Source organism: Stutzerimonas kunmingensis (assembly GCF_014764705.1).
Classification (GTDB): domain Bacteria; phylum Pseudomonadota; class Gammaproteobacteria; order Pseudomonadales; family Pseudomonadaceae; genus Stutzerimonas.
Genome location: NZ_JACXXG010000005.1, coordinates 205,664 through 224,718 on the forward strand (window position 1 = coordinate 205,664; position 19,055 = coordinate 224,718).

Below are 19,055 nucleotides of genomic sequence, written 5' to 3' on the forward strand. Positions count from 1 at the left end.
ATGCTCTTCATCAGCGAGACCCTTCTGCAGTTCTCTGCTTGGATCGAGCAACCAACTTGAAGTCGGTCTGCCAGGCGATGCAGAGCAGGTACACCAGGGGAACCAAAGGCCAGAGAAGCAGGGCGCCCAGGAAGATCAGTTCAGGCAGACGCATCAGGCTACCTCCTCTGGGGTCTTGATGTAGTCGCTCGGGTCGACGCTGTTTCCGTAGGGCTGGTTCAGTACTGCCTCGATCTGCGACAGTGTCATGCCGCCAGCCAGCATGGTCAGGGCGGAGTCGTAGGCACGGCTGTACTGGTTGAGGTCATCGGTAGTGAGCGAGTCCCGAATGGGGCGGCCTATCTTGGCTCGCCATTCGCTGGAGGACAGTCCGGTCATCACTCGGCACACGAGCGACATCAGGCATCCTTTCATCTCCATGGCTTCCTGCCTGACGAGGCTCCTTGGCAGCTCTCCAGACTTAGCCTTCTCGCCAGCGATGACGAATGCCTGATGAGCGACCTGATTGTCGATGCTTGTCAGCATGGAGCCCCGGATCGGGGTATAGCGGATGAGCTTGAAGGCCAGCTCTTCCATGTCGAGGAAGTAGTGCCGCACCTCGCGCCCTTCTGGGGTTTGTGTGCTCATGGCCAAATGCGCCGCGCAGTTACGGCTGAGAATGTAGTCGGTGCGGGGCTTTCGCGATGATGGCGTGCTCTTTTTTACCACCTCCGAATAATGCCCGAACTCGTCCACTATTCTTGCTGCGCCGCGAGAGACCCATTTGTCGAAACGGGCTTCGGGTCTGCCTATTTTCTCCCAGAGCCTCCGAGCATCAATACACGGCTCTGTTCTGCTCTCGACGAATGGCAGTATCCGGCGAACCCGGATCATCCTCTCGGCCTGTTCCTCGGTGAAGCCAAGAGTCTGCATGACGTGCTTCGGGCAGTTGGCGGGAGTGTGGTTAAAGGTCTTGCCAGTTCGTTTGCTTTTCATGGCGTAGATCATCCTTTTTGTGCAGCCGTCAGAGTCCCTTCCATCCATGCCACCAGCTCCCATCTACAAGGGAAACACGGACGGCTCGGACGGCTGGACAAAACGGGCTGGGTTTCAGGGGTATCTGCAAGGGATGCAGGGTTGATGCTGGTGACTTGCCCAGGAGTTCCCCGATGCCTGGAAGCCATCCATGGGCCAAAGCCTGGGCAGCAGTGGTTGCCTAGGTCGCTACTGTGCTGAGGCCAGGGCTGATGGATGACAGAGGCGAATGGGGAAACTCCTGGGCGGAGTCATCTGGAGGTACATGAAGATGAGCAGGAGGTGGTCTGGCAGAGTGTCTTGGGCTTCCTGACAACCACTGACGGGGATGGTCACTGACAACATCGTCATCGGTAATCATCGATCCTGTGTCAGCAGAGTTGGGGAGGCATCAAGAGCAACTCCGCAAGACAGACTTGATGTTGTCTCATTGCTTCGTTCTTCATTGATGGATTGATGGTAATGACCATGGATGAAGGACAGCTCAAAGACACTCTTAGAGTGGCTTCGCCATCCACCGCTACACCCCGCGAGTCATCGCAGGTAGCCAGCCTCGACTAGGTGCCATCACCCCCTAGCCAGCTATGTCAGGTTCGTCATCACCCGTGACTGCTGGCCGATTGGTCGGGGCAGTGAGAGGGGCTGTACGCCTGAAGCTCAAAGTAGCAGTAGGTACTCGGCGGTCGCCTCGCTGGGCTGTTGCCTTTCCCTGGCTCGATCAGCTCCTCCGGCGGTTTGCGGCGGTGAAGATCGAGCGTCATGGTTGAAGATCGAACGTGCGAGATTGCGCGTTCTTTCCTCCATAACAGTGTGGTAATCGATCTTCGTCGAACGTGCTGCGATCTTGCTAGCAGGGCATTGGTGGCAAGTAGGCTGCTCCTCTTTGGTAGCAGAGCGCGTGATGGCACTCTGGTCTGTTCCGGTTATAGCCATGCGTTTGATTGGCTCTCGCCTGTAGTAAGCTCATCGGCATTTCTGTATTACTGCGTGGAGATGTGCCTTGGTCACTGGAGATGTAGAGAAGCGTTTGTGGGCTGTAGCTGACCAACTATGGGCCAACACGGGGCTGAGGCCGGGGGAGTTCTCGGTGCCTGTCCTGGGGCTGATCTTCCTGCGATATGCCGAGAAGATGTACGCCGCTGCCGAAGAGAAGCTGGGGCCGATTGGCTCTGGTGGTCGCCGTAAGGTCAGCAAGGATGACTATCTGGCCGAGGGTGTGATCTTCCTTCCAGAGAAGGCCCGCTTCTCCTATCTGCAGACCCTCACCGAGGGCGATGTCATCGGTCTGGCGATTAACGAAGCCATGAAGGCCGTTGAAGAAGAGAACGTCGACCTCAAGGGCGCTCTGCCTCGCAACTACGTCCAGCTTGGCAACAAGGTGCTGCTGGAACTGATCAAGCTGCTCGGCCCGGTGGATCTCAGCGGTGACGCTTTCGGCAAAGTCTACGAGTACTTCCTGGGCAACTTCGCACTGAAGGAAGGCCAAAAGGGCGGTGTCTTCTATACCCCCGAGTCTATCGTGAAGCTGATCGTCGAGATCATCGAGCCGTTCCATGGGCGGATCTTTGACCCGGCTTGTGGTTCGGGCGGCATGTTCGCCCAGTCGGCTGACTTCGTTAAGCGTCACCACAAGACGGCGATGGAAGAAATCTCCATCTTCGGCACCGAGAAAGAGCAGGTCACGGTCAATCTGAACAAGATGAACCTGGCTGTGCATGGCCTGTCGGGTGATGTGCGTATCGCCAACACCTACTACGAAGACCCGCATGAGGCCGTTACCCGTGATGGCGGGCGCTTCGACTTTGTTATGGCCAATCCGCCGTTCAACGTATCGGGTGTCGATAAGGAGCGACTTGAAGGCGACCTGCGGTTCCCGTTCGGTGTGCCGAAGACCGACAACGCCAACTACCTCTGGATCCAGCTCTTTTACGCATCGCTGAACAAGAACGGTCGCGCTGGTTTCGTTATGGCGAACTCGGCAGGTGATGCACGAGGCAGCGAGCAGGTCATCCGGCAGAAGCTCATCGAGAGTGGCGCAGTCGATGTGATCGTTTCGGTTGGCTCGAATTTCTTCTACACCGTGACCCTGCCTTGCACGCTGTGGTTCTTTGACCGAGCGAAAGAACGTGATGCAGAGAGAGCAGACAAGGTTCTGTTTATCGATGCTCGCCACATCTACCGGCAGATCGACCGGGCACACCGTGATTTCATGCCTGAGCAGATCGAGTTTCTTGCCAACATCGTGCGGCTTTATCGTGGCGAAGCGCCGGAACTGGAGCAGGGTAGCGCTGAGTTGCTAGCCGAGAGAGGGCTGGGCGATGGTTATGTGGATGTCCCTGGGCTGTGCAAGGTTGCCACTCGCCAGCAAATTGAAGCTCAGGGCTGGTCGCTGAACCCAGGTAGGTATGTTGGTGCTGCTGCTAGAGAAGTCGAGGATGTGGACTTCACCGAACGGTTAGAAGAGCTGGCTGAAGAGTTGGAAGTTCTAAATGCTGAGTCACGAGAACTCGAATCAAGAATTGCAGATAACATTGCAGTGATCTTCGATGGAGCATCCGCATGACTGTAGGTGCTTCTTGGACGGAGGTTACTCTAGAAGATCATGTTGATTTAGTAGTGGGGTACGCGTTTAAAAGCTCTGGCTATACAGACGACGAAAGCGATGTGCGTCTCCTGCGCGGCGACAATGTTGCTCAGGGAGAGCTGCGTTGGGATAAGGCTAAAAGATGGCCTGTCTCTGATTACCAGAGATACGAGGCTTTTCATCTTAGGGAGGGGGACATAATACTCGCAATGGATCGACCTTGGATCAGTGCGGGCCTAAAGTATGCCAGGGTTAAGCGCAAGGATACTCCTTCACTCCTTGTTCAGCGAGTTGCGCGTCTTCGTGGTACTGAAAGTCTTAAGACGGATTATCTACGCTGCGTTATCGGTAGCGCTGATTTTACCGACTATGTTCTCTCAATTCTGACTGGCGTAAACATCCCGCATATAAGCGCAAAGGATATTAAGCGGTTTAGATTTTTGCTGCCTCCAGTGCCGACTCAGGAAAAGATCTCAAGGGTTATAACGAGTTACGATGACCTCATCGAAAACAACACACGCCGCATCGAGATCCTCGAAGAAATGGCGCGGCGGTTGTACGAGGAGTGGTTCGTTCAGTTCCGCTTTCCGGGTCATGAGGAAAAACAGCTAGCCTTTGAGCAGCTAAATATATTTGATATTTTTTCAGTAAAATACGGGAAAGGTCTTTCAAAGAAAGAGCTAATAGATGGTGGGGAGTTTCCTGTCTATGGCGCTGCAAAAGTTATTGGCCATTATCACTCTTATACATATGCTGATAGGCAAATCATAGCTGGCTGCAGAGGTAGTGTGGGAGAGTTTAGAATTACAGAGCCGAAAAGCTTTGTAACTAATAATTCTTTTGTTTTTTTGCCGCGTGCCTCTGTGGATTTCTTTTGGGGATACCAGGCGCTAAAAATGCGTGGGCTAAAGGATGTGATCGGAGGGGCTGCCCAGCCTCAAATAACTTTAGATGCCCTCCAGAGTATAAGTATTCCCTATCCGTCAAGTGAACTCCGAGAGGCATATTCAGACTCCGTCAGTCCATTGTTTTCGATGGTTTGGAATTTGGAAAGGAAAAACAAAAATCTCCGAACCCAGCGAGACCTGCTGCTCCCCAAACTAATCTCCGGTGAGATCGACGTATCCGATATCCCCATGCCGACCTAAAAGGAGTTCAGGCGCATGAGTCCAGCAGCACCGCATTCGTACGACTATTCCGAGGACACGCTAGTCGAGCAGCCAGCCATTGCGCTGTTCGAGTCTCTCGGCTGGGAAACTGGGAACCTCTACGCAGAGTGGACAGGTAGTTCCTCCAGCGAAGGTCGACAGACCCAGCAGGATGTGGTGCTGGAGGGGCGTCTGCGGGCAGCACTCCGTAAGCTAAATCCTGATCTGCCTGACGAGGCCATCAATCTGGTGGTCGAGGAGTTGGCCCGAGATCGCTCCAAGCTGCTGCCGGTGAACGCCAATCAGCAGGTCTACCGGCTGCTGAAGGATGGGGTGCCTGTCCCTGTCACCGATGAGCACGGGCATAACACGCTCAAGGTGGCCAAGGTCATCGACTGGGGCAATGTCGAGGAGAACGACTTCTTCCTCGCTTCACAGTTCTGGGTGAAGGGGGACTACCACACGCGACGCACTGACCTGCTGGGCTTCGTGAACGGTATCCCGCTGTTGTTCGTCGAGCTGAAGGCGACCCATAAGACACTCAAGGCCGCCTACGACGACAACCTCACCGACTACCGCACGGTTATCCCGCAGCTCTTCACTTACAACGGCGCACTGATGCTGTCGAACGGTTCCCAGACGGTCGTGGGAAGCACCTTCTCGCCTTGGGAACATCTGTTCGAGTGGAAGCGGATCAACGATGAAGGTGAAAAGGGCGTTGTCTCACTGGAGACGGCCATCAGGGGCATCGGTGAGCCTTCCAGGCTGCTGGATATCGTCGAGAACTTCACCGTCTTCGAGGACGTAGCTGGTGGTGTGATCAAGAAGATCGCCAAGAACCACCAGTACCTGGGGGTCAATAAGGCCATCGCAGAGGTCTGGCGTACCAAGGATCGGCCCAAGGATCAGGCTGGGCGGCTGGGCGTCTTCTGGCACACCCAAGGCTCAGGCAAGTCTCTCTCGATGGTCTTCTTCGCTCAGAAGATCCTGCGCAAGATCCCCGGCAACTGGACGTTCGTGATCGTCACCGACCGCAACGAACTGGACGAGCAAATCTACAAGACCTTCGCCGCTACAGGGGCGGTGGGTGAAGTCGAGGCTCATGCCACCAGCGGTGCTCACCTCAAGCAGTTGCTCAGCGAAGACCACCGCTACGTCTTCACACTGATCCAGAAGTTCGGCACGAAGAAAGGCGAGGTCTACCCGCAGCTCTCTGACCGCCAGGACATCATCGTCATCACCGACGAAGCTCACCGTTCCCAGTACGACACGCTGGCCATGAACATGAGGACGGCTCTTCCCAATGCCGCCTTCCTGGGCTTCACCGGGACGCCACTGATGGCTGGCGAGGAGAAGACCAAAGAGGTCTTCGGTGACTACATCTCCGTCTATGACTTCGGCCAGTCCATCGCTGACGGTGCCACGGTTCCGCTGTACTACGAGAACCGCATTCCCGAAATGCAGCTCATCAATGACAACCTCAACGAGGACATGGCGGCGCTACTCGAAGAGGCCGAGCTGGACGAGGAGCAGGAGCGCAAGGTTGAGCAGGTCTTCGCCCGTGAGTACCACCTGATCACCCGAGAAGATCGCCTTGAAGCCATCGCCAAGGATTTGGTGAATCACTTCGTTGGTCGTGGTTACCAGGGCAAGGCCATGCTGGTGTGCATCGACAAGGCCACCGCCGTCCGCATGTACAACAAGGTTCAGGATTACTGGAAGACGTATCTGGCTGAACTGAAAGCTCAACTTGCAAAGGCTCCCAAGGAGCAGCAGGAAGAGCTACAGCACAAGATCCAGGTGATGACATCGACCGACATGGCGGTGGTTGTCTCCCAAGGTCAGAACGAGGTGAAGGAGCTAGCGGACAAAGGGCTGGACATCATCCCGCACCGTAAGCGCATGAATGAGGAGAACCTGGGCGAGAAGTTCAAGGACTCCAAGGATCCGCTGCGGTTGGTCTTCGTGTGCGCCATGTGGATCACCGGCTTTGATGTGCCGTCTTGCTCGACCATCTACCTCGACAAGCCGATGAAGAACCACACCCTGATGCAGACCATCGCTCGGGCCAACCGGAAGTATCCGGGCAAGGAAGCGGGGCTGATCGTCGACTATGTTGGGGTCTTCCGTAAGCTGCAGGAAGCCTTGGCGATCTACGGTGGGGCTTCTTCTGGCGAAGGTGGTGAGGGTGAGCCAATCAAGAACAAGGCCGAGCTGGTCGAGTACTTGAAGCACCTGCTTGCCAGGGGGATCTCGTTCCTGTCCGAGCACGGTGTGAATGCCCAGGCCGTCAAGGATGCTCAAGGCTTCGAGAAGGTGGCCAGGCTGGACGATGCTGTTGAGCAGCTCATTGCTAATGAGGAAACCAAGAACAGCTTCATGAGTCAGGCCCGGATTGTGTCTCGGGTCTACCGAGCGATTCTTCCCGATCCTGATGCCAATGAGCTTGCTCCTGATGCTGTGCTGATCTCCGTGATTGCCCAGAAGATCAAGGCACTGGCTCCCCCCGTCGACATCTCCGAGGTGATGCAGCAGGTCGAGGAATTGCTGGATCGCTCCATCGCTCCGGTGCCTTACATCATCAAGGAAGACGACGATCAGCCACTGCATGACCTCAGCCAGATCGACTTCGAGAAGCTCAAGGAGAAGTTCAATCAGGGTCGCAAGCGTACCGAGGCCGAGAAGCTCCGGGCTTTGCTGAGCATGAAACTGGAAACCATGCTGACCGAGAACCCCACTCGCAAGGATTTCATGGAGAAGTTCCAGAAGCTGATCGATGCCTACAACTCAGGCAGCATGAACATCGAGCTGTTCTTCAAGGAGCTGGTGGATCTGACTGCTGATCTGCAGGTCGAGGATCAACGAGCTATCCGCGAGAACCTCTCCGAGGAAGAGCTGGCTCTGTTCGACATCCTGACCAAGCCAGTGCCGGAGCTTGCAGATAAGGAAAGGGCGCAGGTGAAGAAGGTCTGCAAGGAGCTTCTGGAGACACTGAAGGCCGAGAAGCTGGTGCTCGACTGGCGCAAGAAGGACAGGGCCAGGAGTGATGTGCGACGCACGCTGGAGATTGTCTTCGACCGGGGCTTGCCTGAGAGCTACGACGAGGGGATCTACAACGAGAAATGCGATCTGGCTTTCCACCACATCTTCACGAGCTACTACGGGGCTGGTGAGAGCGTGTACTCGGCCATGCGGTAACGGTGCTTTGGGGGGAGCAAAAAATAATGCGCCCCCAACCACACAACCTCGTCTATACGGCTGGCGCTTGTGGCACTCGCAGCACCCTGCAAGCCCGCTTCACTGCAGCCGTCGAGATCCCCCAGTGCTTGGCCGTATCCGCAATGCTGGCCTCGTTCTCCTTTCTCCAGACTGCAACGGCCTGATCGTCGATCACTTTGGGTGCGCCCAGCTTCTTGCCCTGTGCCCTGGCTCGCTCGATCCCGGCCATCTGACGCGCCTTGATATTGGCCCGCTCCAGTTCAGCTACGGCAGCCAGCATGGTGAGCATGGCCTTGCCGACTGGACTGGATAGGTCGAAGCCTTCGCGCATCGAGACCACGGTCACGCCTTTGGCTTTCAGGGCTTCGACTGTTTCCAGCACGTCGATGGTATCCCTGCCCAGGCGGTCGATGGCTGCCACGACAACCGTGTCTCCCTTCCTGGCGTAGGCATGGAGAGCCTTGAAGCCCTCCCGTTGCAGTGCCTTGGTGGCCCCGCTGGTGGCCTCATCGGAGAACCACTCACTGACATTGAAGCGTTGGCTGATGGCGTGGCGCTGGGCCTCGGTGGTTTGGTCGTCGGTGCTGACTCGGACGTAGGCAATGGTGGCGGTCATGGCTAATAGCTCCTTGAGCGCTAGGTGGATCACAAAGCTAGCTCAAGATGCTATTGGATGGATCGGTATAAATCAACAGTTCTGATCCATGCGAAGGCTGCAGCGTTTCGTCTGGCTCAAGCTGTGCTCAGGTTGGCTCGGAAGGTACACCTTCTGATCCACGTCGTTTCCGTCCGGTATAGTTCGTCGATTACCACGAGAGGCGAGACAGGGATGCCATGCGAAAAGACCTTCTTATAGCTGCCGAGTCGCTGTTGAATCTAATGATTGGCCACGCAACAGGTTGGCCCGAAAGCGATGCCGACTATGTCAGGTTACGGAAACAGATTCTTGAGGCTACGACCCTGGCAGATCTGGTGCCTCGGACAGTGCAGACCTGTCGCTCTCTCGGGCAGTTCTGGGGGGCGATCAAGCAGAAGTACAGCACCTATCAAGAGCGCAGGGATTTCCTTTTTGCTGAGTTTCAGCCTCTTCTTGATCACCTTGAGCTTGCGACCGGCTCGCCTTCAGACGAACTGATTAGTGGCTCGGTGAAGAGATTGGATGGTGCCTATGTTCACGCTGCCTGGGGCAAAGCTCTTGAGCGTAGGAACAGCGATCCAGAAGGAGCCATCACGATGGCCAGAAGTCTGCTGGAGGCTGTCTGCAAGCTCATCCTCGATGGCGCAGGGGTGAGCTATGGCGATGCTCCCGACATAAACAAGCTCTACAGCTTAGCGGCAGAGCAACTGAATCTCTCTCCGAGCCAGCACGCTGATAAGGACTTCAAGCGCATCCTTGGAGGCTGTACATCAGTGATTGAGGGGCTTGGCGGCCTTAGAAACAGGCTCGGCGATTCCCACGGTAAGGGCGCTAGCTGGGTCAAGCCAGCACCTCGCCATGCGGAGCTAGCAGTGAACCTCGCTGGTGCCATGGCAACCTTCCTGCTCGCGACCTGGGAGTTTCGGCAGGGTCAACAAGCCTGACGCCGTTTCTCTTGGTAGAAGTCACCGCGAGCAGTTCTAACAAAGGCATCGTCGGTGATACCGGGGTGCCGCTTTTTGGTCCGACCCACCCCAGGGTGCCGGGGGGAAAGTAGCGCCGCGACGTCATAGATACCGCCTCGCATTTTTGTTAAAAAAAATAGCCGATGGGGTGTGGCCAGGTGATCCAAAAGGGATCCAGAAGTGATCCGAAACGGTGATCCAAAGTGCTCGCAATGGCCTACATCAGGTCTATAGAATGGCGTCCAACTTGAAAGCAGTGTGATGAGCGATAATCGCTGAAAGCCAGGATTTACGAGGGCTGCCGGTCCCCTCGCAACGATCAGCCGTGAACCCGGTCAGGCCCGGAAGGGAGCAGCCGCAGCGGTGACATTGTGTGCCGGGGTGTGGCTGGTAGGGTTCACCTCCATAACGATCTTCTCGTTTTTCCTTTCTTTTTATCTGAATCCGCTGACGCCTTTGCAGGCTCGGGCGTATACGCGCGTCTGCCGTTCCTGTGTTGTGGCATGGCAACCGGTTGCTGGCGCCAACCTTGTATCCTGCGCAGCGTTTCCAGAGGCACGAAGTGCCGGTATCGGCTCGAGGAGCACGGTTTTGTCTGTAAAAGCGAAGTGGGACATCTTCTGCGCAGTCGTGGATAACTTCGGTGACATCGGCGTCACCTGGCGCCTGGCCCGGCAGCTGGCGGCGGAACACGGTCAGCATGTGCGGCTGTGGGTGGATGACCTGGATACCTTCGCTCGACTGTGCCCGGCGGCCAGTGCCGAGGCGGAACAGCAGCTGCACGAAGGAGTGGAGGTCCGGCGCTGGTCCGGTCAATGGGCTGCTACCGAGCCCGCCGATGTGGTCATCGAGGCGTTCGCTTGCAATCTGCCGCAGCCCTATATCAACGCCATGGCTGCCAGCGGTCGTCGTATCCTCTGGCTGAACCTCGAGTATCTGAGCGCCGAGGACTGGATCGTCGGCTGCCATGCGCTGCCTTCACTGCAGGCTAACGGCTTGCAGAAGTACTTCTTCTTTCCGGGCTTCGAAGCCCGGACCGGCGGGCTGATCCGTGAAGCCGATCTGATGTTGCGTCGTGCGGAATTTCAGAGCGATATGGCGCAACAGACCGCTTTTCTTGCCTCGCTCGGCGTGGCGCGACAGCCCGGCGCGCGCCTGTTGTCCTTGTTCGCCTATGAAAACACTGCGGTCGCGGGTTGGCTGGACGCCCTCGCGGCCGATTCGCGCAGCAACCAGCTGCTGGTCCCGGAAGGGCGAGTACTTGGCGATGTTGCCGCCTGGCTTGGCGTGCCGAGCCTGCAGACGGGCGATCAGCATCGGCACGGCAGTCTGCAGCTGTGCATCATGCCGTTCATGACTCAGGACGAATACGACCTGCTGCTGTGGAGCTGCGATTTCAACGCAGTGCGCGGGGAGGAGTCCTTTATCCGCGCCCAGTGGGCCGGCAGACCGCTGGTGTGGCACATCTATCCTCAGGAAGACGATGCCCACTGGGATAAACTCCACGCCTTTCTCGATCTGTACGCGCATGAGCTGTCGCCCACGGCCAACGCAGCGCTACGGGAATTCTGGCGTGCGTGGAACGCCGGGCAGGGGGCTGGCGAAGCCTGGACCGCTCTGGTCCGCGAATATCCGGCGTTGCTCGAACATGCCGAAGCCTGGACCCACGAGCAGGTAGCCAATGGCGATCTCGCCGGAAAGCTGGTGTTCTTCTACACCGATTGGCTGGGCGCCGTTCACGGTTAGGTCGTTGCCGGGACGTTCCCTGCGGCTGCTGTGCGGCAGGTTGCCGACCCTGCGTCATCTGGCGCAGCAACGTGGCTTGCGACCAGGCGGGAACAGACCCTATGATACGCGGCCTGTTTTTTGTCTCTAATTCCCCTTCGGATATTTCGTATGAAAACCGCACAAGAGTTCCGTGCCGGCCAGGTGGCCATCATCAACGGCGCACCCTGGGTCATCCAGAAAGCCGAGTTCAACAAGTCCGGTCGTAACAGTGCCGTGGTCAAGATGAAGCTGAAGAACCTGCTCAACGGTTCGGCTACCGAGACCGTATACAAGGCTGACGACAAGCTGGAGCCGGTCATCCTCGAGCGCAAGGAAGTGACCTATTCCTACTTCGCCGACCCGCTGTACGTGTTCATGGACGACGAGTTCAACCAGTACGAAATCGAAAAAGACGACCTGGAAGGTGTGATGACCTTCATCGAAGACGGCATGACCGACGTCTGCGAAGCCGTTTTCTACAACGACAAGGTGATCTCCGTCGAACTGCCGACCACCATCGTTCGTGAAATCGTTTACACCGAGCCGTCCGTACGTGGCGATACGTCCGGCAAGGTCATGAAGACCGCTCGCCTGAAGAACGGTGCCGAGCTGCAGGTTTCCGCGTTCTGCGAAATCGGTGACTCGATCGAGATCGACACCCGCACCGGCGAGTACAAGTCCCGCGTCAAGGCCTGAGGCCGCGCAGACTGCTCGAAAAAAAACCCGGCCTGGCGCCGGGTTTTTTATGTCATCTCACTTCACTTGCCGATCGGTGCGCAAAAAGTGTCGAGCACCGTGACCGGCAGCCCGCGGCTTCTACCTCGCCATCAGTTGGGCCGCAGCTGCTTCAGGGTTTCCGCGATCATGAACGCCATTTCCAGCGACTGATCGGCGTTTAACCGCGGGTCGCACTGGGTGTGATAGCGATCGCTGAGGCCGGCTTCGGTGATCGGCCGCGAACCGCCGATGCATTCGGTGACGTTCTGTCCGGTCATCTCGATATGAATCCCACCGGGGTAGCTGCCCTCGGCACGATGCACATCGAAGAACTGACGCACTTCGGCGAGCACCTTCTCGAAGTCCCGCGTCTTGTAGCCGCTGGACGCCTTGATGGTGTTGCCATGCATTGGGTCGGAACTCCAGAGCACATGGCGACCTTCGTTCTGTACCGCGCGCACCAGTCGCGGCAGGCCGGCTTCGACCTTGTCGGCGCCCATGCGCACGATCAGGTTCAAGCGACCGGGGTCGTTCTGCGGGTTGAGGATGTCGATCAGGCGGATCAGCTCCTCGCTGTCCATGCTCGGGCCGACCTTCACGCCGATGGGATTGCCCACTCCGCGCAGGAATTCGACATGCGCGCCGTCGAGCTGACGGGTGCGGTCACCGATCCACAGCATGTGCGCGGAGCAGTCGTACCAGCCGCCGCTGAGGCTGTCCTGGCGGACGAAAGCCTGCTCGTAGTTCAGCAACAGTGCCTCGTGAGCCGTGAAAAAGCTGGTCTCGCGCAACTGTGGCGCGCCGTCCAGTCCGCATGCGCGCATGAATTTCAGCGTTTCGTCGATGCGTGCGCCGAGCTGGTGGTACTTCTCGGCCAACAGCGAGTTGGCGATGAAATCCAGGTTCCACTGGTGCACCTGGTGCAGGTCGGCGAAACCGCCCTGGGCGAATGCACGCAGCAGGTTCAGGCAGGAGGTGGACTGATGGTAGGCCTGCAGCAGACGCTCCGGGTCCGGCACGCGGCTTTGTGCGTTGAAGTCGATGCCATTGACGATATCGCCTCGGTAGGCCGGCAGCGTCACGCCATCGACGGTTTCGTCGCCGGCCGAGCGGGGTTTGGCGAACTGGCCGGCCATGCGTCCGACCTTTACCACCGGGCAGCCGGCCGCGAAGGTCATGACGATCGCCATCTGCAGCAGAACCTTGAAGGTGTCGCGAATCTTGGTGGCCGAGAATTCGGCGAAACCCTCGGCGCAATCGCCGCCCTGCAACAGGAACGCGCGGCCCTGGGTCACCTCGGCGAACTGCCGTCTCAGCTCCCGTGCTTCGCCGGCGAAGACCAACGGTGGCAAGCCGGCCAGGGTGCGTTCAACGCGCGAGAGGTGTTCGGCATCCGGGTATTCGGGTTGCTGCTGGATCGGCTTGCTTCTCCAGCTATCGGGGCTCCAAGCGTCGTTCATGATCGTTCCAACTGATAAAAGTGCGGCGATTTTACCTGAAGCGCCCGGGCCCCGGAGATAGCGATGGCCTATGGGGCTGCGTAAGATGCGTTCGCCGACACGCTGGTGATCGGATAGCTGCGGAGCACATTGATGGACAAAGAGGAACGTCTGCTCGCCGAAGTGCATGACGCTTTCGGGCTGATTCGCGTACTCGAGGTGGGCGACTACCGTTTTCTCGAGTTTGGCGCGGCGGTCGAGCAGAGCTGCGTATTCACCGCCGATCCTGCCTGGCTCGAATACGATTACACCCGCGCGATGCTGCTCGGTGGGCTGTGTCATGCAGAGCCGGAAACCGCACTGTTTCTAGGGCTTGGTGCCGGCAACCTGACCCAGGCCTGTCTGCAGTTCCTGCCGCTGGAGGACGTCGAGGTCATTGAACTGCGGCCGGCGGTGCCGGAGCTTGCGATGCAGTACCTCGGCTTGCAGAACGACTCGCGGCTGTATATCCGCATCGGCGATGCCACCGAGTTGCTGGATACCGCCGAGAGTTCCGATCTGATCTTCGTCGACCTGTACAACGATGCCGGCCCCGATGCCGCGCATCTGGCCTGGTCGTTCCTCAAGCGCTGTCAGGAAAAACTCAATCCGGGCGGCTGGCTGATCATCAATCAGTGGGGCACCGATGACGATCGCCCGTTGGGCGCGGCGCTGCTGCGTGGCCTCTATCATCGGCATTACTGGGAGTGCCCCGTGAAGGAGGGCAACGTGGTGCTGCTGGTGCCAGCGGATCTCGATCAGCAGCTGGACATGACCGGGCTGCGCCAGCGGGCCGAAGTGTTGGCACCGCGCTTGGGCTATTCGCTGGATTCGTTGATTGCGGCACTGCGGCCCGCGAGCTAACTCTGCACCGAACGGGTGCGTCGACGGTAGTGAAGGTTTGTGGCTGTTCCATATCGGTGCGTACTGACCGGCGCCGTCCCGCACGGAAAAGCGCGACGCGCGGCTCTATCGCGGGGCCTCACTCGTCCCACTCAATATCTGGGTCCCACGAAGCCAGCAGTTAATCAATGCTGGATCGCTGTGTCTTGCCGCGCTGATGAGCAAACGTGACGGCATGGCTGGTCTGCTAATTGCAAAACGCCAGCATATTTTGTCGGCAGTAAGGAATCGCCCGTGCCTCATCTTCAAAGCAATCTGATGCATCTGTCCGCTAGCGAGCGCCATTGGCTTCCGTGGTCGGGGCCAACCGGCAAGCTGTCGATGCGCTGGTCGTGCTGGTTGAATCGTGGCGTGTATCCCGTGGTGGAGCAGGTCTTCGAGGGCGTTGCGCAGTCACGGGTGCGCATCCTGCAGAACTGGGTCGCCAGTCACTGGGGTCATCTGGCGGACCTCGCCGCCAACCTGGGCGAAGCCGTTGGCCACGTCGCTAGCGATGTGCTGGAGGGGAAACGGGCACAGCTGCCGGATATTTCCGAGCTGTTCGTCATCGATTCGCAAGGCCGCGTGCTGGCATCCACCTGTGCGGCTCATGTCGGGCAGCAGGATCTTGATGGCCGAGCGGTAGCGCGCGGGATGAGTGAGCCGTTCCTGCATGGGCCCTATCGTGATCCGCTGACCCAGCGCCTGGGCGCGAGCACGTCGCGCTTCCATGATGCGGTCACCCTGATGTTCTACCAGCCGGTGCATGTTGGCGGTAAGTGTCTCGGCTGCATCTGCGCGCGGGTGCCCAATGATGTGATCGGTGACCTCATCCAGCGCGAGGCCGGCCACGTCTACCCGGAATCGGGTGACAACTACCTGTTCATGGTGGAGTCGCGCTTCGACAGCAGTGTTCAGACCGGCACGGCGCTGTCACGCTCGCGCTTCGAAGATGCCACCTTCAGCCACGGCGAGAACCTGAAAAGCGGTGTGCACACGCGCTGGGGAACGGTGCGCGTGCAGCAGCATACCGAGCTGGAATTGCGTTTTACCGATCCGGCCACCGGCCAGTTGCATCCTGGTGTGCGGGAGACGATCGCCAAGGGTGCCAACCTGTTCGTCACCTATCCCGGCTACTCGGACTACCGCCATATTCCGGTCATCGGCAAGGGCGTTACCTTTCAGCTGCAAGGCTCGCCAGACCGTTGGGGGATGATGTGCGAGGCGGATCTGGAGGAGGTCTATCGTCGCCGTTCGCTGAGCGTCGGGCTGATGAAGACGTATCTGCTCACGGTGACCACGCTGTTCGCCATCGGCAGTCTGCTGCAGGAGTTCAGCGGTCTGCCCACCACCGCGCTGCACCTGGTCAACGGTTTGCTGCTCCTGCTGGGGGCCTGGGCGTTCGCGTCCTTTGGGCCGCGACGGCTGGCTGCGCGCATGCAGGAGATGACCGAGGTGATTCGTACGCTGGCCGAAGGCGAGGCAATCTGCGCCAAAGGGTCGACAGCAGCACCATGCAGCGCGATGAGAGTGGCGACATGGGGCGTTGGATCAACAGCTTCATCGACAGCCTGGACGGCGTGGTCGGCCAGGTGATTCAGGTCTCGAAAAACGTTCGTCAGGACAACGAGCTGATGCTCGAACGCAGCAGCGAAGCGGGGCAGACCACCAGCGATGTGGCCGAATCGATCCATCAATTGTTGCTGCTGGTGGAGGAGCAACTTGGCGAAATTCAGCAGGCATCGATGACCGCCGAGGAAATGAAGGGCGCCATGGACGAGGTGATGCAGCGTGCCCGCGAGCGTTTCGACACCGTGCGTAACGGTACCGAATCGATCCGTGATGTGGTGCAGCGCTCGGCTCAGAGCGTTCAGCTGCTCGACAGCCGCATGGGCGAGATCGATGAGATCGTCGGGCTGATCAGCGACATCACCACGCAGACCAATCTGCTGGCACTGAACGCGGCAATCGAGGCGGCCAGGGCAGGGGACCATGGTCGCGGCTTCGCCGTGGTAGCGGGTGAGGTCCGCTCACTGGCGCAGCGTACGGCCAAGGCGGCAGAGGACATTCGGCACAAGGTCGAGAGCCTGCAGGCGGAAACGCGCCAGGCGGTGTCGTTCATGGAGGGTGGCGTCCAGAATGTCGACAGCAGCCTGCGCCTGACCGAGGAGGCATCCTCGGAGAATGTGCATCTGCATCACACCGTCGAGCGCATGTTCGACATCATCAAGGGGCTGAACGAGCGCAGCCTGCATTACGGCCAGACCATCCGTGGCGTCGACCAGGCCTCCAATGAGATGGGGCAGACCCTCGGCGTGCTGCAGGACAGCGCCGAACGTGTTCGTCATACGGCTGGCAAACTGCACCAATTGGTCGGCCGCTTCCGCGTCAGCGCCGCCAATAGCGAGGCTGCCTGAAAGTGATGCCCGCCGCGAGGGCGAGACCTGCCACGGTGCCGCTGCTGTGCACCTGGCTCGGTGCAGGCGAGCCGCGCGGCGGGGCTTGCTGGCCAACGGCGCGCCCGGCAGCCCAACCGCCAGCGCAAAATACCCGCACAGCTTCACGTTAATCCGGTATAGTACGCGCCGGCTGAAACCCAGCCTGCGTTCAGGTACTGCAACACACGAAGCACTGCTTCGGCTGCTGTCCGCTTCGAGCGGGCTATCCTTGACGATTCATCATTCATACGTTTTCGCAACCCCGCCGACCAAGCTGCCAGGGTGACCTTCGGGTTTTGCACGGCATGCGCAGCTTCGGAACAATGGGTCTTGCGGAGCATCAGAGACAAGACCCATGACCCAGGAAATCGGCGGCTTTGCCGCACTCGGTATTCACTCCGCTGTTCTGGCTGCCATCAGCGCAGTCGGCTACGAAGAACCATCCCCTATTCAATCTCAGGCGATCCCGGTGATCCTTGGCGGTCACGACATGATCGGCCAGGCGCAGACCGGTACCGGCAAGACCGCGGCCTTTGCGCTGCCGATCCTGTCCAAGATCGATCCCGCTCGTAAGGAAGTGCAGGCACTGATCCTCGCGCCGACTCGCGAACTGGCGCTGCAGGTCGCTACTGCATTCGAAACCTATTCCAAGCAGATGCCTGGCCTGACCGTCGTCGCGGTCTACGGTGGCGCACCTATGGGCCCGCAGCTCAAGGCCATCCGCCAGGGCGCGCAGGTCATCGTCGCGACCCCAGGCCGTCTGGTCGATCACCTGAGCCGCAACAGTGGCCTGCTGTCGACCATCCGCTTCCTGGTCCTCGATGAAGCCGATGAAATGCTCAAGCTGGGCTTCATGGACGACCTCGAAGTGATCTTCGAAGCGATGCCAGAGAGCCGTCAGACTGTTCTGTTCTCCGCTACGCTGCCGCACTCCATTCGCGCGATTGCCGAAAAGCATCTGCGCGAGCCGCAGCACATCAAGATCGCTGCCAAGACCCAGACCGTCGCTCGCATCGAGCAGGCACACCTGATGGTCCATGCCGACCAGAAGATCCAGGCTGTGCTGCGCCTGCTGGAAGTCGAGGATTTCGACGCCCTGATCGCCTTCGTTCGCACCAAGCAAGCCACCCTGGATCTGGCCGCCGCGCTGGAAGCCAAGGGCTACAAGGCTGCTGCGCTGAACGGCGACATTGCCCAGAACCAGCGTGAGCGCGTCATCGAATCGCTCAAGGACGGCCGCCTTGACATCGTTGTCGCCACCGACGTCGCCGCTCGCGGTCTCGACGTGGCGCGCATCACCCACGTATTCAACGTGGACATGCCTTACGATCCGGAATCCTACGTGCACCGTATCGGCCGTACCGGTCGTGCCGGTCGCGAAGGCCGTGCACTGCTGCTGGTCACCCCGCGTGAGCGTCGCATGTTGCAGGTCATCGAGCGCGTGACCAACCAGAAGGTCGCTGAAGCCCGTCTGCCGAATGCGCAGCAGGTGCTGGACGCTCGCATCAAGAAACTCACTAACAGCCTCGCGCCGCTGGTTGCCGATGCCGAAGCCACCCATGGCGAGTTGCTCGACAAGCTGGTCGCCGACATCGGTTGCAGCCCGCGTGCTCTGGCTGCTGCGCTGTTGCGCAAGGCCACCAATGGTCAGGCTCTGACCCTGGCCGAGGTGGAAAGAGAGCAGCCTTTGGTTCCCACCAGCAGCCCGCGTGAGCGCACCGAGCGTTCGGATCGTCCCGAGCGTAGTGGTGATCGCGAGCGCCGCGCTCCGGTCCCACTGGCCGAAGGCCGCGCCCGCTGCCGTACGCCGCTTGGGGCGCGTGACGGCATCGCTGCCCGTAACCTGCTCGGCGCCATCCTCAACGAAGGCGGCCTGGCTCGCGAAGCCATCGGTCGCATCCAGGTGCGCGACAGCTTCAGCCTGGTAGAGCTGCCGGAAGACGGCCTCGACCGCCTGCTCGGCAAACTCAAGGACACCCGCGTCGGTGGCAAGCAGCTCAAGCTGCGTCGCTATCGCGAGGATTGATCGGTAGCTGGTTAAACGAAAGGCGGGCTTATTAGCCCGCCTTTTTTATTGGTGCGCCAGGCATGGCGCGTAGCGCCGTGACTGGCGCTGTCGGGTTCACTGTGGTGGTGAGCCTGGCGACTTGGAGGTGAAAGTCCTCTACACACCCGGCAAGGGGAAGTGTTAGCTGAAGGCAAGGGT

At 59.0% G+C, this 19,055-nt stretch carries 12 protein-coding genes, 1 other RNA gene and 1 pseudogene; 10 read left to right on the forward strand and 4 right to left on the reverse strand.

The annotated features are described in order from the left end of the window. Window positions 1–10 precede the first annotated feature (10 nt). Window positions 11–154 (reverse strand): hypothetical protein, encoded by a 144-nt coding sequence (locus IEG05_RS07190; RefSeq protein WP_191121811.1) that lies wholly within the window; start codon window positions 152–154, stop codon window positions 11–13. Continuing rightward, complete coding sequence (locus tag IEG05_RS07195) at window positions 154–975, reverse strand: antA/AntB antirepressor family protein (protein ID WP_191121812.1); 822 nt, start codon at window positions 973–975, stop codon at window positions 154–156. The genes IEG05_RS07190 and IEG05_RS07195 overlap by 1 nt, the downstream gene beginning before the upstream one ends. 1,039 nt (window positions 976–2,014) lie before the next feature. On the opposite strand from IEG05_RS07195, the gene IEG05_RS07200 reads away from it, so the two are divergent. The 3 genes from IEG05_RS07200 to IEG05_RS07210 are packed head-to-tail and all read left to right on the forward strand — an operon-like array spanning window position 2,015 to window position 7,944. After that, window positions 2,015–3,577 carry a type I restriction-modification system subunit M gene (locus IEG05_RS07200; RefSeq protein ID WP_191121813.1) on the forward strand — a complete coding sequence of 521 codons (1,563 nt, stop codon included), beginning with the start codon at window positions 2,015–2,017 and terminating at the stop codon, window positions 3,575–3,577. Continuing rightward, window positions 3,574–4,746, forward strand: a complete 1,173-nt coding sequence (locus IEG05_RS07205; RefSeq protein ID WP_191121814.1) for a restriction endonuclease subunit S — start codon at window positions 3,574–3,576, stop codon at window positions 4,744–4,746. The genes IEG05_RS07200 and IEG05_RS07205 overlap by 4 nt, the downstream gene beginning before the upstream one ends. Window positions 4,747–4,761: 15 nt before the next feature. Further along, complete coding sequence (locus tag IEG05_RS07210) at window positions 4,762–7,944, forward strand: type I restriction endonuclease subunit R (RefSeq protein ID WP_191121815.1); 3,183 nt, start codon at window positions 4,762–4,764, stop codon at window positions 7,942–7,944. 52 nt (window positions 7,945–7,996) lie between these two features. Here IEG05_RS07210 and IEG05_RS07215 read toward each other — a convergent pair whose 3' ends face one another. Further along, window positions 7,997–8,581, reverse strand: coding sequence for a recombinase family protein (locus tag IEG05_RS07215; protein ID WP_191121816.1), 585 nt, complete (start codon window positions 8,579–8,581; stop codon window positions 7,997–7,999). 218 nt (window positions 8,582–8,799) lie between these two features. Here IEG05_RS07215 and IEG05_RS07220 point away from each other — a divergent pair, with 218 nt between their 5' ends. The 4 genes from IEG05_RS07220 (at window position 8,800) to efp (ending at window position 12,030) form a co-directional block, all read left to right on the forward strand. Then, window positions 8,800–9,546: an abortive infection family protein gene (locus IEG05_RS07220; protein WP_191121817.1), complete on the forward strand. Its 747-nt coding sequence runs from the start codon at window positions 8,800–8,802 to the stop codon at window positions 9,544–9,546. A gap of 320 nt (window positions 9,547–9,866) precedes the next feature. Further along, an RNA gene (gene ffs, locus IEG05_RS07225) (signal recognition particle sRNA small type) lies at window positions 9,867–9,963 on the forward strand. Window positions 9,964–10,158: 195 nt separating this feature from the next. Next, window positions 10,159–11,313 (forward strand): elongation factor P maturation arginine rhamnosyltransferase EarP, encoded by a 1,155-nt coding sequence (gene earP / locus IEG05_RS07230; RefSeq protein WP_191121818.1) that lies wholly within the window; start codon window positions 10,159–10,161, stop codon window positions 11,311–11,313. 150 nt (window positions 11,314–11,463) lie between these two features. Next, complete coding sequence (efp, locus tag IEG05_RS07235) at window positions 11,464–12,030, forward strand: elongation factor P (RefSeq protein WP_003280508.1); 567 nt, start codon at window positions 11,464–11,466, stop codon at window positions 12,028–12,030. 131 nt (window positions 12,031–12,161) lie between these two features. Here efp and IEG05_RS07240 read toward each other — a convergent pair whose 3' ends face one another. Next, entirely contained in the window at window positions 12,162–13,511 is a 1,350-nt protein-coding gene (locus tag IEG05_RS07240) for a class II 3-deoxy-7-phosphoheptulonate synthase (RefSeq protein WP_191121819.1), read from the reverse strand. A 132-nt stretch (window positions 13,512–13,643) separates the two neighbouring features. On the opposite strand from IEG05_RS07240, the gene IEG05_RS07245 reads away from it, so the two are divergent. From IEG05_RS07245 to IEG05_RS07255, 3 genes and pseudogenes are all read left to right on the forward strand, one after another. Then, the gene (locus tag IEG05_RS07245; protein WP_023444991.1) at window positions 13,644–14,393 is read left to right on the forward strand and encodes a spermidine synthase; all 750 of its coding nucleotides are present in this window, start codon (window positions 13,644–13,646) and stop codon (window positions 14,391–14,393) included. 273 nt (window positions 14,394–14,666) lie between these two features. Further along, window positions 14,667–16,828: pseudogene (locus tag IEG05_RS07250) on the forward strand (methyl-accepting chemotaxis protein). Window positions 16,829–17,204: 376 nt separating this feature from the next. Continuing rightward, the gene (locus IEG05_RS07255; RefSeq protein WP_014820801.1) at window positions 17,205–18,875 is read left to right on the forward strand and encodes a DEAD/DEAH box helicase; all 1,671 of its coding nucleotides are present in this window, start codon (window positions 17,205–17,207) and stop codon (window positions 18,873–18,875) included. Window positions 18,876–19,055: the final 180 nt, after the last annotated feature.